Source organism: Cupriavidus sp. 05T41 (assembly GCF_056396525.1).
Genome location: NZ_JBFTLQ010000001.1, coordinates 156,033 through 169,247, shown reverse-complemented (window position 1 = coordinate 169,247; position 13,215 = coordinate 156,033). Strand labels below are relative to the sequence as shown.

At 70.1% G+C, this 13,215-nt stretch carries 10 protein-coding genes; 2 read left to right on the top strand and 8 right to left on the bottom strand.

What is annotated here, in order from left to right; translation table 11 throughout:
* Positions 1-351: 351 nt before the first annotated feature.
* On the bottom strand, positions 352-600 hold the full coding sequence (locus AC1DKV_RS00775; protein ID WP_441614220.1) for a GlsB/YeaQ/YmgE family stress response membrane protein: 249 nt from the start codon (positions 598-600) through the stop codon (positions 352-354).
* Between the two features lie 58 nt (positions 601-658).
* Positions 659-847 (bottom strand): hypothetical protein, encoded by a 189-nt coding sequence (locus AC1DKV_RS00770; protein WP_441614219.1) that lies wholly within the window; start codon positions 845-847, stop codon positions 659-661.
* A 289-nt stretch (positions 848-1,136) separates the two neighbouring features.
* Here AC1DKV_RS00770 and AC1DKV_RS00765 point away from each other — a divergent pair, with 289 nt between their 5' ends.
* Positions 1,137-2,045 carry a DMT family transporter gene (locus AC1DKV_RS00765; protein WP_441614218.1) on the top strand — a complete coding sequence of 303 codons (909 nt, stop codon included), beginning with the start codon at positions 1,137-1,139 and terminating at the stop codon, positions 2,043-2,045.
* A 45-nt stretch (positions 2,046-2,090) separates the two neighbouring features.
* On the opposite strand, the gene AC1DKV_RS00760 is transcribed toward AC1DKV_RS00765, so the two are convergent.
* The gene (locus tag AC1DKV_RS00760; RefSeq protein ID WP_441614217.1) at positions 2,091-4,073 is read right to left on the bottom strand and encodes a methyl-accepting chemotaxis protein; all 1,983 of its coding nucleotides are present in this window, start codon (positions 4,071-4,073) and stop codon (positions 2,091-2,093) included.
* 408 nt (positions 4,074-4,481) lie between these two features.
* On the opposite strand from AC1DKV_RS00760, the gene AC1DKV_RS00755 reads away from it, so the two are divergent.
* Entirely contained in the window at positions 4,482-4,715 is a 234-nt protein-coding gene (locus AC1DKV_RS00755; RefSeq protein ID WP_441614216.1) for a hypothetical protein, read from the top strand.
* 62 nt (positions 4,716-4,777) lie between these two features.
* Here AC1DKV_RS00755 and AC1DKV_RS00750 read toward each other — a convergent pair whose 3' ends face one another.
* From AC1DKV_RS00750 to AC1DKV_RS00730, 5 genes are all read right to left on the bottom strand, one after another.
* Complete coding sequence (locus AC1DKV_RS00750; RefSeq protein WP_441614215.1) at positions 4,778-8,251, bottom strand: error-prone DNA polymerase; 3,474 nt, start codon at positions 8,249-8,251, stop codon at positions 4,778-4,780.
* A gap of 105 nt (positions 8,252-8,356) precedes the next feature.
* Positions 8,357-9,910, bottom strand: coding sequence for a Y-family DNA polymerase (locus AC1DKV_RS00745; RefSeq protein ID WP_441614214.1), 1,554 nt, complete (start codon positions 9,908-9,910; stop codon positions 8,357-8,359).
* Positions 9,843-10,739 (bottom strand): translesion DNA synthesis-associated protein ImuA, encoded by an 897-nt coding sequence (gene imuA / locus AC1DKV_RS00740; RefSeq protein WP_441614213.1) that lies wholly within the window; start codon positions 10,737-10,739, stop codon positions 9,843-9,845. Before imuA ends, AC1DKV_RS00745 begins: the two co-directional genes overlap by 68 nt.
* A 268-nt stretch (positions 10,740-11,007) precedes the next feature.
* Entirely contained in the window at positions 11,008-12,117 is a 1,110-nt protein-coding gene (locus AC1DKV_RS00735; protein WP_441614212.1) for a mandelate racemase/muconate lactonizing enzyme family protein, read from the bottom strand.
* Between the two features lie 49 nt (positions 12,118-12,166).
* Entirely contained in the window at positions 12,167-13,156 is a 990-nt protein-coding gene (locus AC1DKV_RS00730; protein ID WP_477137350.1) for a tripartite tricarboxylate transporter substrate binding protein, read from the bottom strand.
* Positions 13,157-13,215: the final 59 nt, after the last annotated feature.

Genomic DNA, 13,215 nt, shown 5'->3' with positions numbered 1-13,215 from the left:
GGCCGGAAGGCCACGGGCGTTCGAGACTGCTGCATCTGCGCCTCCCCAACGACCCGCCGGTTTTTAGTTTTTCCCCATACTAGGCGGCGCCTTGGCGCCAGGCAAATTGAATTTACTTAATCCTGTCATCGCGCTTCTGGCAATTCTTGCCACGGTGATGTGACCGCGAGGCGCCATTCGCCATTGGCCGTTGATGGCACGCGATCGCAGGCCCCGCGCGACGCATCGGCGCCGCGTGCCGGCATAGGCCGGCGCAAATGCCGGGGCGCGCCGCGGCGCGCATCACGCACCATGTCGAGGCGCTTCGCGCGCCCGGCGCCGCGGCGGAATGCAGGCGCCCGCGCCACGGCCTCAGCGCTTGCCGGCGACCAGGTGATAGCCAAGCAACAGGATCACCGCGCCGACCACGGCGCCGATGAAACCGGCCGACTGGCCCGGTCGATACCAGTGCAGGAACTGGCCGAGAAGGGTCGCGGCCAGCGCGCCGGCGATGCCGAGCGCAGCGGTGAGGATGAAGCCGCTGGGGCCACTGCCAGGCGTGATGGCGCGCGCCACGAGGCCGGCAATGAAGCCGATGAGAATGGTCCAGATCAGGTGCATGGGTCAGCAGGCAGGGAAAGGAATGCGCCCCGGGCGGAGCGCATTCCGGAACACCGCATTATTGCGCGGCGGGCTTGGCCGGCGAAGCGGTCTTGCTATGTTTGGTGGCGTGAGTCTTGTTGCTCTTGTGCGCGCTCTTTTCGACCTTGGCCGGCTCCTTGCTTGGTTCGGCGGCCGGAGCGGGGGTCTGGGCGTAAGCGCCCGCTGCGAAGAGTCCAAGGGTCAGGATGGCGAGGACTTTTTTCATTGCGATCTCCAGGTGAGGCGCGCAGCTTGCGCGTTGCCTGTAAAAACGGCCCGCCGCTTTGCCGTGTTGACAGCCTGCCCGCATCCACGTGTAACAGTTCGTATCCGGACCTCGCCGGGCATGCCGGACATCGCTCGCAAGCCGCGCGAGGCGCTCGCGCACCGGCATGGTCCCGATTGCACGTTTCCGACCGCGGGTTCCGGGACGATTGCATTCGACGCTGCGGCATAATGCCCGCCAGACGCGGAACCAAGAAAAACAGCAACACCGACAGGACCATAACCCTCTGATGCGCGCTACCGCCGCCGGCAAGGCCGGCCTCGACTGGACCACGCTTGGCCTGCTGACATTTCCGCCGTTGAGCTGGGCCGGCAACGCCATCGTCGGCCACTACGCCGCCGGCGCCATCCCGCCCATCACGCTGAACTTTGCCCGCTGGGCGCTGGCCGGGCTGCTGCTGGCGCCCGCCGTGTGGCGGGGCTTGCGCGAGCACGCCGCGACCCTGAGGCAGCACGCCGGGGTGATCGCCGCCATGGGCATGCTGTCGGTGTCGGTCTACAACGCCTTGCAGTACCTGGCGCTGACCACGTCGTCGCCGATCAACGTCACCCTGATCGGGGCTTCCGCGCCGATCTTCCTGCTGATCATCGGCGCGCTGTTCTTCCACGAGCGCGTGCGCGGCTGGCATGTGGCGGGCGCCCTGCTCTGCCTGGCCGGCGTGGGCGTGGTGCTGCTGCGCGGAGATCCCGCGCGGCTGGCGCAGCTCGATTTCGTGCCGGGGGACCTGTTCATGCTGGCGGCCACCATCATGTGGAGCGCCTATACCTGGCTGCTGCGCAAGCGGCGCCCCGACCTGCCGCTGGCCGTGCTGCTGTTCGCGCAGATCGTGGCGGGCGTGCTGGCCAGCGCGCCGTTCGCAGCGTGGGAGATGATGGCCGCGCACGCGCCGCTGCAGCTGGACGGCAAGGTGGTCGCCATCCTGCTGTACGTGGCCACGGTGCCGTCGCTGCTCGGCTACTTTGCCTGGGACCGCGCCATCGCGCGCGCCGGCGCGCAATTGCCGGTGTTCTTCTTCACGCTCACACCGGTGTTTGCCGCGCTGATGTCGAGCGCGCTGCTGGGCGACTGGCCGCGCTGGTTCCATGCGGCCGGCCTGGCGGCCATCGTCGGCGGCATCTGGCTCGCCAACCGGCGCTGAGTCGACGGCCGGGCGCCTGCGCCTGGCTTGCCATGCCCGGGCGCGCTACGCGGCCAGCGCCTGCTCCAGCCGGAACACCCCGACCGCCTGCTCCATGCGGTGTGCCTGCTCCTTGAGCGCATCGGCCGCCGCCGCGGCCTGCTCCACCAGCGCGGCGTTCTGCTGCGTGACCTGGTCCATCTGCGTGACGGCCTGGTTGACCTGGGCAATGCCGTTGCTCTGCTCGCGCGAGGCGCTGCTGATCTCGTCCATCATGGTGGTGACGCGCCTGACCGCGTCCACGATGCTGGCCATGGTCGCGGTGGCATCGCCGGCCAGCGCGGAACCCGATTGCACGCGCTGCACGGATTGCGAGATCAGCGCGCGGATCTCCTTTGCCGAGCTGCCCGCGCGCTGGGCCAGGCCGCGCACTTCGGTGGCCACCACGGCGAAGCCGCGGCCGTATTCGCCCGCGCGCGCCGCCTCCACCGCGGCATTGAGCGCGAGGATATTGGTCTGGAAGGCAATCGCGTCGATCACCGCGATGATCTCGACGATGCGCCTCGAATCGGCCTCGATCTCGCCCATGGTCTGCAGCACCCGCCCCACCGAGGCGCCGCCCGTCACGGCGATATCGCGGGCCTCGCCGGCCAGCGCGCTGGCCTGGTCCGCGCTGCTGGCGTTCTGCTGCACGGCGGCCGTGAGCTGCTCCATGCTGGCGGCGGTCTGCTCCAGCGAGGACGCCTGCGCCTCGGTGCGCCGGGACAGGTCCAGGTTGCCCTGGGCGATTTCACCGGCGGCGGCCAGCACGTTCTGCGCACCGGCCTTGGTATCGCCGATCAGCGCGCGCCAGTTTTGCACCAGCGAGAGCAGGTGCCGCTTCACCTCGCTCAGCTCATCGCGGCCATGCACAGCCATGCGCAGCGCCAGGTCGCCCGCGTTGATGCGCTCCACCATCGCGCCCACCTCGCGCACATCCGCGCGCATGCCGCTGCTGAAGCCCGCGAACAGGTAGAACGCCGCGCCCACCGCCAGCAGCGCCACCCCGCCCAGCGCTGCTAGCTCCCGCGTATCGGCGGCGATGCGCTCCTCCAGCATGGCGTGCCCGATCACCGAGAATTCCTTGTTGACCGCCGACACGGCGTTGATGGCGGCGCTGGCCTCGTCGAAGTAGGCCTTGGCATCGATCGCGATGCCGCTGGCACCCAGCATCTTGTCCTTGAGCGTGCGGTAGAACGCGTCCACGGCGGCCAGTTGCGCCTGCGACGCTTCCACGCGCTGGCGATATGCCGGGGCGCCGCGCATGACGCGGCCCATGTCGCGCCGCACGGATTCCAGGCCGTCCTGGATCTGCTCGCCCAGCGCGGCCAGTTCTGCTTGCTGCGCCGCATCGGAGTAACCGCCCTGGCTGATGATGGCAGCCCCCCGGCCGCGCGCCAGCGCGCTCAGCTCCGCCAGCTTGGGCATGGGCCCGACCATCAGGTTGACCAGGTAGTACGAGCCGCTGTCGGGATCGAGCGCGAGCGACGAGCGGTCGGCCACGTCGCCGATAAACAGGCGGATCTGCTTGACCAGCGCGCTGTGCTGCGCGAACAAGGGGCCCGCGGTCCCGTTCAGGCCCGATTCATGCATGGCCTGCCACGCCTGAACGAGCTTTTCCGCATCGGGCGTCACATCGAACCTGCCGCCCGCGCCGGCCTGCTGCCTGAGCGCCGCCAGGTGTGCCGCAGCCTTGGCATCGGCATCGTCGAAGGTGGCGCGAAATGCGGCGTTGCCGGCCAGCACGGCGTTGGCCGCGCCGCGCCTGACCTGCGTCTCGCGCATGAAATCGAGCGCGCGGTCGACGATGGCGAGGCCGCGCAGTTCGTCCTGCGCGGCGCGAATGGACTGTACGGACATGCCCAGCACCGCATAGAGCGTGCCGCACAGCGGGATCAGAAACAGGATGGCAAGCAAGGCAAGCTTGCGGGTGATGTTCAGGCGCGCCATCAGGCGCACTGCGGGAGAGAGAAAAGACGCCACGGAGGTCCCCAGGAATGACACATGCATGCGCCTTGTATCGGCCGCTCCGCAATGTACTGAAGGGCCCTTTTATGGCTTATTTTCGCGCGCACAAGGGTGGGGCCGAAACAGCACGATGACGGTGCAGGATGCCCGCAAAACGGGCGCGAAACAGACATGCGAAGGACGAGACAGGCGGCGCGGACGCGCTGGCCGGCGGCAGGCACGATGCGCTGCGACGGAATCGGAAAACAGGAGAACGAAATAATGCGGACACAAAACGGACGCACGCAGGACGCAATCCGCTCGTAGAAAGGGAGGGGACACGAAATCCGGCGCGCCGCGCCGGCCACGCGGCGCGAAACGCATGAACCAATCCGCGGCAGCGCTGTCTTTCCGTCAGTCACCGCGCACCGCGGTCCTGCGAAAGCAGGCATCCCTAACCTGGAGTCACCGATGTTGAGCCCCCACGAATTTGCCACCTTGCTATTGGTCCGCGATGCGCAGGACTGCCTGCAACTTGACCCCGTGGACCTTGAGACGCTGGTCGAGCACGGACTGGTATCGCTCGAGGAATGTACTTCCGGCCATCGCTGTCCGCGCGTGACGGTGCATGGTTTTGCGGTGCTGAAGGCGGTGGGGTGGCGCGACAGGGTGGGGGGCGCTTCGGAGCGGGTAGGGGCGGCCTGAGGCCCGCCTGCACCGGGCTTGCCGCCCGGCCCGCGGATGCCCGGGCAGCCGCACCCTCCCCCTCAATGAAAGTCCCGGCTGCTCACCATCAGCCGCCCCAGCATCGGACTCAGATCCACCAGCTCCGTCGCCACCAGGTGCCTGACCTCGCCCTGGCGCTGCCAGACCCCGATCACGCCCAGCATGGTCGCGCCCAGCACCTCCTTGCGCTGACGCTCGACCAGGTCTGGCCACAGGATCACATTGACCGAGCCGGTCTCGTCCTCGATCGACGCAAAGATGGTGCCGCTGGCGGTGGATGGCCGCTGGCGCACGGTGACGATGCCGCAGGCGCGCACGCGCCGGCCGTTGCCGTACTGCGCGAGCTGCTGCGCGGTGGCGTATTTCATGGCGTCCAGGCGCGGCCGCAGCAGCGCGAGCGGATGCGACTTCAGTGACAAACCCAGGCTGGCGTAATCGGCGGCCACGTCTTCGCCCAGCCGCGGCGCGGGCAGGACCAGTTCGCTCTCGGGCGGCGGTGCTTCGTAGAGCAGGTCGCGGTGGGCTGCCTGCAGCGCGGCGGCGCGGGCCTGCCAGCGGGCCTGGCGGCGATGCCCGGCCAGGCCGCGGAGCGCATCGGCGGCGGCCAGCACGTCGATGTCGTGGCGGTCCAGGCGGGCGCGCAGCACCAGGTCTTCCACGCTGGCGAAGGGCCGCGCGGCGCGCGCGGTTTCGATGCGCCGCGCGGCCGCCTCGCGCATGCCGCTCACGCGGCCGAGGCCGAGCCGCACCGCCGGCTGCGCGTGGGTTGCCGCCTCATGCTCGAGCGTGCTCTCCCAGCCGCTCACCGTCACGTCCACCGGGTGCGTGCGCACATCGTGGCGGCGCGCGTCCTGCACCAGTTGCGAGGGCGAGTAGAAGCCCATCGGCTGGCTGTTGAGCAGCGCGCACAGGAAGGCGGCCGGATGATGGCACTTGATCCACGCGCTGATATACACCAGCTTGGCAAAGCTGGCGGCATGGCTTTCCGGGAAGCCGTACTCGCCGAAGCCTTCGATCTGCTTGCAGATGGCCAGCGCGAAGGCTTCGGGATACCCGTTGGCGGTCAGCGCCCTGACCAGCTTGTCCTGGTGCTTGCGCAGGTCGCCCTTGCGCCGCCACGCCGCCATCGAGCGGCGCAGCTGGTCGGCCTCGCCGGGCGAGAAGCCGGCCGCGTCGATGGCCAGCTGCATCACCTGCTCCTGGAAGATCGGCACGCCCAGGGTGCGGCCCAGCACGTTCTCGATGACTTTGTCGTGGTACACCGGCGGCTGGCCGGTGCGCCGCACCAGCTCGCGCCGCTTCAGGTAGGGATGCACCATGCCGCCCTGGATCGGGCCGGGCCGCACGATGGCCACTTCCACCACCAGGTCATAGAAGGTGCGCGGCTGCAGGCGCGGCAGCATCGACTGCTGCGCGCGCGACTCCACCTGGAACACGCCGATGGTGTCGGCCGCGCAGATCATGTCGTAGGTCTTCCCATCATCGCGAGGAATGTCCGCCATGCTGCGAGGCGCGCCGGGGAAACCGCCGATCATCTCCAGCGCGCGCCGGATCGCCGACAGCATGCCCAGCGCCAGCACGTCCATCTTGAGCAGGCCGAGCGACTCGAGATCGTCCTTGTCCCACTGGATCACGCTGCGGTCCGCCATGGCCGCGTTCTCGATCGGCACCAGCCGCGACAGCTTGTGCCGCGCGATCACGAAGCCGCCCACGTGCTGCGACAGGTGGCGCGGAAAACCGCGCAGCTGCGTGGTCAGGCTGGCCCACTGCCGCACCGCCAGGGACTCGGGATCCAGCCCGTACTGGGCGATGCGCTCGAGAAATCCCCTGCCGCCGTCCCACCACGCCTGGCCCTTGACCACCTGCTCGACCACGCTGGCATCGATGCCCAGCGCGCGGCCCACGTCGCGCAGCGCGCTGCGCGAGCGGTAGGTGATCAGCGATGCCGCCAGCGCGGCGCGGTCCCGGCTGTATTTCTCGTAGATGTACTGGATGACTTCTTCGCGCCGCTGGTGCTCGAAGTCGACATCGATATCGGGCGGCTCGTCACGCTCGCGCGAGAGGAAGCGGCCGAACAGCATATTGGCGTCGGCCGGATGGACCTCGGTGATGAACAGGCAATAGCAGACCAGCGAATTGGCCGCCGAGCCGCGCCCCTGGCACAGGATGCCTTCGCCGCGCGCGAAACGCACGATGTCGTGCACGGTGAGGAAGAACGACTCGTACTGCTTCTCGCGGATCAGGGCGAACTCTTGCGTCAACTGCGTTTCCCACCTGGGTTCGAGTCCGCCGGGAAAGCGCAGCTTCACGCCTTTCATGGTCTCGCTGTACAGGTAGCCAAACGGCGTCAGGGCAGCGGGCACCAGTTCTTCCGGATATTCGTAGCGCAGCGTATCCAGCGAGAAATCGCACAGGCCGGCGATGCGCAGCGTCTGCGCCAGCGCATCGCGCGGGTACAGCCGCGACAGCCGCTGGCGCATGCGCAGGTGCTGCTCGGCATTGGGCGCCAGCGCCATGCCGCATCCGGCCAGCGTCTGCCCGGTGCGGATCGCGCTCAGCACGTCCGACAGCGGCTTGCGCGAGCGCACATGCATGGTCACCGCGCCCGCCGCCGCCAGCGGCACGCCGGCCTGCGCGGCGGCATCCTCCAGCCGCAGCCGGTGCAGGGCATCGGCATGGCCCTGCAATTGCTCGAGCGCGATCCAGGCGCGCGCGCCGAAGACCTGCCGCATCCACTGCGCCTGCCGCAGCAGCGCCTGCGGCTCGGGGCAATACGCGGGCAGCAGCAGCGCCACGCAATCGGGCATGCCGCGCAGGTGGGCCTGCTCCGCCTGCGGCGCGGCGATGTCTTCCGGGTGCAGGCAATAGGCGCCCTTCCCCGCGCGCCGGCGGCCCAGCGTGATGAACTCGCAGAGATTGCCGAAGCCTTCGCGGTCCTGCGCCAGCAGCACCAGCCGCAGCGCCGGCTCGCCATCGTGGCCGGTGAGCGTGAAGCGGCTGCCGATCAGCAGGCGGAACTCCTGCGCGGCGGCGGCCACGGCGGATAGCTTTTCATGGCGGAGCAGGCGCGCTTCGGCGGCCTCGCCGGGGCCCGCGGCGACCGCGGCATCCAGCCAGGCGCCCTGCGCGCCTGGCTCGCTGCTTTCGCCCTCCTGCGCTTCTTCCGCGGCCAGGGCCTCCAGGTCATCTTCGCCTTCCTCGTCCTCGCCCGCATCCAGGCCGGCGGCCAGCCGCGCCGCGCTGCGCGCGAGCGCGTCGCTGGTGCGCTCGCGCAGATCCTTGAGCGCCTGGTGCGCGCGCGCCGTGCCGGCCACCGAGCATTCGTCGGTCAGCGCCAGGCCGCCATAGCCCAGCGCGAACGCGCGCTCGATCAGCTCCACCGGGTGCGAGGCCCCTTCGAGGAAGGTGAAGTTCGAGATGCAGTGCAGCTCCACATAGTCGGGCAAGGCCGGCAGCAGCGCCGAGAGCGCGGCCGGCAAGGCGGAAAACGAAGGAGCGGCAGGCTGGCTGGACATGATGGAGGCGGACGGGAAGCAACGATGCGAAACTGGAATGCGAACAGGGAATGCAAATAGGGAACGCGAAATAGGAAATGCGGGGGCCTGGGGGCCGTTCCGGTTTCAGAACAACCCGTGGAGGAACCAGCGGTACTCGCCGCCCTCCTCCCGCCCCGGGCGCTGGCGATAGACCCAGCAGCGCAGGCCGTCGGCGCGCTCGGCGACGAAGTAATCGCGCGTGGCCAGCGCGTCGTCCCACCAGCCGGACTCGATGCGCTCGGGCCGCGACAGCAGCGCCAGCGGCCCGCCGTGGCAAGGCCGGTGGCGCTGCACGGTCAGTGGCAGCGGCTGCGCCAGCAGCCAGGGCGGGCGCTCGGGCCAGGCCTGCGTGCCCGCCCCCTGCGCGCGCGCGGGCATCTCGTCCACGGGGCACCAGCGGCTGGCGCGCTCGGGCCGGTGGTCCGCCAGCGGCTGCGGCTGCAGTACGTTCTCGCGGCCCAGGCGCGCCATCAGCGTATCGAGCAGGCGGCCCAGCTCGGCCGGCGTGCCGCCCGGCTCGGGAAACAGCGACTCGCTCTGCGGCAGGTACGCCTGCATGGCCTCCACCACCAGCATCAGTCCCACCGCCGGCACGGTGAACTGCACCCTGTCCAGCCGCTCCTGCAGCAGCCGGGACAAATGCGCCGGATCGCGGCTGGGCTCGGCCAGGCTCACCGTCACCGGCGTGGCCGGGGTCTCGCAGCCCAGGCGGTAACGCTCATGCTCGAGCCGCAGCACCACGCGCGTCACGCCGGCCTGTTGCACCGCCAGCCAGCCGCCCAGCGCCAGCAGCAGGCGCTGCGCGCCCGCCATCACGCCCTGGACGGATTCGGTGCGGCCCGGCAGCTCCATGCGCTGCGCGAAGGCGGGCGGCGCGCCGAACCAGGCAAAGCGCACCGGCACCTCGCCGTAGGCCTGGTCCAGCCGTACCAGCAAGTCCGCGCCGAGGCGGCGCCGCAGGCCGGCGCGCGGCAGGCGGCGCACCTCGCCCACGGTGCGGCAGCCGATGCCGTCCAGCCAGCCCTCGTCGGCCACGCCATGCAGCATCCCCACCGGCAGCCGGTCCAGCAGCCGTGCCATGCGCGCCGGCTGCAGCGCGCGCCGCGCCGGGCGCACCATGGCGCCGCGCCGGTCGCGCCTGAACGGCTGCGCCGCCAGCCACGCCGCGCCGAAGGCGCTCGGCGCGCAGCCAAGCTGCAGGAACGCCCCCAGCCGGCGCACCCGCGCATACACGGCGCGGCACAGCGTGCGATGCCCGCCGAACAGCCGCACGCTGGCGCCGGCATCGATCATCACCGTGGCCGCGTCGGGGTCCGGGTGCAAGGCCACATGCGGCGAGAAATGCAACAGCGCCAGCGCCAGCGCCGTCATCAGCTGCGCCTCCGCCGCCGGCTCGCGCTCGAGCTGCACCACCTGCGCCGACAAGGCCTGCACCCCGCCGCGCCGCATGCCGGCCTGCACGCCCAGCGCCGCCGCCGGCCCGTTGGCCAGCACCACGCGCTCGCGCTCCACCACCGCCACCGGCACGCTGTGATGCAGCAGGCCGGGAACGGCAGCGGCCGCGGCAGGCTCAGGCCAGTTCGGCTGCAGCGCGTCCAGCGACAGGCGCGGCAGATGCACCGCGATCCAGTACGACATGGGCTTGCTCTCCCGCAATAGCCTGGGAAACCGGCGATGGCGCAACCTCCGCAGGCAAGGTCCGCGGCGCGCACGGACGGCCCGGCACCGCCATCATCTCGTCGAGCGGCAGCACCAGCGGCTGCTCGCGCACCGGCCCGCGCCGCTTGTGAAAGGTGATCGACATCGCATTGCCCGGCGCCGGCGCCAGCAGCAGCCGCAGCACCGCCGGCGACGACTCGTGCAGCACGCCGGCCGGCCGGCACGCCCATACCGCCGCGTCGCCGGCCTGCGCCAGCACCTGCAGGCGGCGCAGCGCCTCGGGACGCGCCGCGGGCAGCCATACCACCACCGCGCCGAAGGCCTGGCTGCGCAGCACCTGCTCCGCCGCCCACAACACATCGGCCTGCGCCGCGGCCTTGCCCGCGCCGGCCGGCGCGCGCATCCAGAACACCTGCCGGGCCGGCAAACCCCAGCTGGCCAGGCACGTTGCATTGGGCAGGTGCGGCGGCCCCACCAGCGCCAGGCGGCGCTGCCCCGCCGCCAGCGCCACCAGGGCCGGCCGCAGCAGGCGCAGCTCGCCCACGCCGGGCTCGGCCAGCAGCAGCTCCGTCAGCGCCCCCAGCGGCCAGCCGCCGCCCGGCAACTCAGCCGACAGCGCGGCATGTCCAGTCTCCACCGCCGGCACGCTACCCGCCTGCCCCGCCCGGCCGAGCTGCCCCGCGCGCCACAGGCCGGGATAGCGCCGCTCGAGCGCATCCAGCGCCTCCTGGCGGCCCCCCGCGGGTGCCGGCGCCAAGGAAGAAACGCCCGGCAAGCCGGGCGAGTCGGTCTGAAGATGGGGTGTCATGTGACGCTTGCGGCCTTACCCCGAGGGACAAGGCGAGATTTCCGATTACTGTATATTTATACAGTATCACGGTTGGGCGCAAGGGTGAAGCGGGAGGGTCGGGGACGGTGCGCGGGAACGACGCCGGAAGGGGCAGAGAAGGCGCAAGGAAAGAGCACGGAAAGCCTGCCCCGAGGCGCGCGCGGGCCGGCCGGCAAGACATATCGGGACGCCCCGGCACGCCGTGCCCTGCAGTTGCAGTTGCAGTTGCAGTTGCAACTGCAGTCGCTCAGTTCACCCGGTATCGCTTCACCATGTCCCAGTCCAGCTCGATGCCGAAGCCCGGGCCTTGCGGGATCGCCATGATGCCGTCCTTGATGCGCGGCGGGTTGGCCCACATGCCGGGGAAGATCGGATCGCGGTCCGGGTCGGGGAAGCACTCGACGCAGATCCCGTGCGGCATGGCGCCCAGCATGTGCGAGGCGATCTGCGGCTCTTCGTGGTGCGCCATGCGCACGCCGGCCAGCGCGCAGGCCGCGGCGGCGCGGCGCCATTCGGTGATGCCGCCGCCTTCCGAGGCGTCGAAATTGACGATGTCCACCGCGCCGGCGTCCAGCAGGCGGCGCACGCCGGCCGCGCTGACTTCGCTCTGGCCTGCGTTGATGGGGATCGAGGTGGCCTGGCGCACCGCCGCCATGCCGCGCACATCGTCATGCCAGTGGCAGGGTTCCTCGAACCATGCGATGTCGTACGGCTCGACCAGGCGGGCGAAGCGCGTTGCCTCCGCCACGCTCCAGCCGCGGTTGGCATCCACCGCGAGCAGGAAGTCCGGGCCGCCGCCTTCGCGTGCGTACTTCACCCGCTCGGCGTCTTCCTCGGGCGTTGCCCCGCCCACTTTCACCTTGCAGCCGGCCATGCCGACCGACCTCAGCCACGCCATCTCGCCGGCCAGGTCGGCAGGCGTCTTGCCCGGCAGGTAGTAGCCGGCGATGGCGATGATGGGGATTTCCTGGCGGTAGCCGCCCATCAGGCGGCACACATTGACGCCGAGCGCCTTGCCGGCCAGATCCCAGACGGCCGAATCCACGCAGGCGATCGCGTTCATGACCAGCGGCCGGTCCGGCGCCTTGATGGTCAGGCGGAACAGCTTCTCCCAGATGCGTTCGCAGGCATGCACGGACTCGCCGACCAGCAGCGGCGCCATGTCCTGCTCGATCATGCGGGCGATCTCGGGGCCGTGTTCGCGGGGGTCGCCGTTGTACACCTCGCTGACCAGCCCCGAGCTGGTATGGATGCGGGTGATCACGGTGGCGCGGCTGTCGACCTTGTACGAGCTGCCGGAGAACACCTTGTTGAGCGGGATGCGGACGGCAATGGCCTCTACGCGTTCGATCTTCATGGTTGCGGATTCCTGTGGTCTTGCGGTTGGATGGGCGTGCGGGCCAGGCTCAGTCGATGGTGGCGCCCGAGCGCTTGACGATGGCAGACCACTTGACGCTCTCTGACTGGATGTAGGCGCCCAGGGCCTCGGGGGTGGAGCCCACCGGCACGATGCCGTCGAACATGAAGCGCTTGCGCAGGTCGGAGTTCTTGATCAGGGCCGCGATCTCGCCGCTGAGCTTGTCGACGATGGGGCGCGGCGTGCCGCGCGGCGCCAGCAGCGCGTACCAGACGTTGGATTCGTAGCCGGGCACGCCCGCCTCGGCGATGGTGGGCACGTTGGGCATCGAAGCCGCGCGCTGCGCCGTCGACACCGCGAGCACGCGCAGCTTGCCGGCCTTGATCTGCTGCGACGCGACGCCGTAGCTGGCGAACATCGCGCTGACCTGCCCGGCCAGCAGCGCCGGCATGGCGGGCCCCGTGCCCTTGAACGGCACATGGACCATGTCGAGCCCGGCCATGGATTTCAGGAGCTCCATCGACAGGTGCGGGCCGCTGCCGTTGCCGGACGAGCCGTAGGTGTACTTGCCGGGATTCGCCTTGACCAGCTTGATGAATTCCGCCAGGTTCTTCGCCGGCACGGAGGGATGCACGACCAGGAAGTACGGCGCGGAGGCCAGCAGCGAGACCGGCTCGAAATCCTTGATCGGGTCGTAGGGCAGTTTGCGGTACAGGCTCTGGTTGACGGCGAGCTGCGAGGTCAGCGCAAGCGCCAGCGTATAGCCGTCGGCAGGCGCCTTGGCGACCATGTCCATGCCGATATTGCCGTTGGCGCCGCCATGGTTGTCCACGATGATGCGCTGGCCCATGCGCTCGGACATGTACAAGGTCAGCGGCCGCGCGACGGTATCGCCGCCCCCGCCCACCGGATAGGGCACCACCACGCGCACGGGGCGGTTCGGATAGGTGTCGGCCTGCGCTGGCGCCGCCGCGGCGGCGCCCATGCAGAGCAGCGCCAGCGCGCCTGCGCGCCCCAGTAACCTGGCAATTCGGTTCATGACTGTGTCTCCTGTCTGTTTTCTGTTATCTGTTATCTGTTGACTGCTGTCTTTGCAGG

Excerpts from the sequence above, each read along its gene's own strand:
- AC1DKV_RS00775 (WP_441614220.1), bottom strand. The coding sequence starts at position 600 with ATGCACCTGATCTGGACCATTCTCATCGGCTTCATTGCCGGCCTCGTG.
- AC1DKV_RS00770 (WP_441614219.1), bottom strand. The coding sequence starts at position 847 with ATGAAAAAAGTCCTCGCCATCCTGACCCTTGGACTCTTCGCAGCGGGC.
- AC1DKV_RS00765 (WP_441614218.1), top strand. The coding sequence starts at position 1,137 with ATGCGCGCTACCGCCGCCGGCAAGGCCGGCCTCGACTGGACCACGCTT.
- AC1DKV_RS00760 (WP_441614217.1), bottom strand. The coding sequence starts at position 4,073 with ATGCATGTGTCATTCCTGGGGACCTCCGTGGCGTCTTTTCTCTCTCCC.
- AC1DKV_RS00755 (WP_441614216.1), top strand. The coding sequence starts at position 4,482 with ATGTTGAGCCCCCACGAATTTGCCACCTTGCTATTGGTCCGCGATGCG.
- AC1DKV_RS00750 (WP_441614215.1), bottom strand. The coding sequence starts at position 8,251 with ATGTCCAGCCAGCCTGCCGCTCCTTCGTTTTCCGCCTTGCCGGCCGCG.
- AC1DKV_RS00745 (WP_441614214.1), bottom strand. The coding sequence starts at position 9,910 with ATGTCGTACTGGATCGCGGTGCATCTGCCGCGCCTGTCGCTGGACGCG.
- imuA (WP_441614213.1), bottom strand. The coding sequence starts at position 10,739 with ATGACACCCCATCTTCAGACCGACTCGCCCGGCTTGCCGGGCGTTTCT.
- AC1DKV_RS00735 (WP_441614212.1), bottom strand. The coding sequence starts at position 12,117 with ATGAAGATCGAACGCGTAGAGGCCATTGCCGTCCGCATCCCGCTCAAC.
- AC1DKV_RS00730 (WP_477137350.1), bottom strand. The coding sequence starts at position 13,156 with ATGAACCGAATTGCCAGGTTACTGGGGCGCGCAGGCGCGCTGGCGCTG.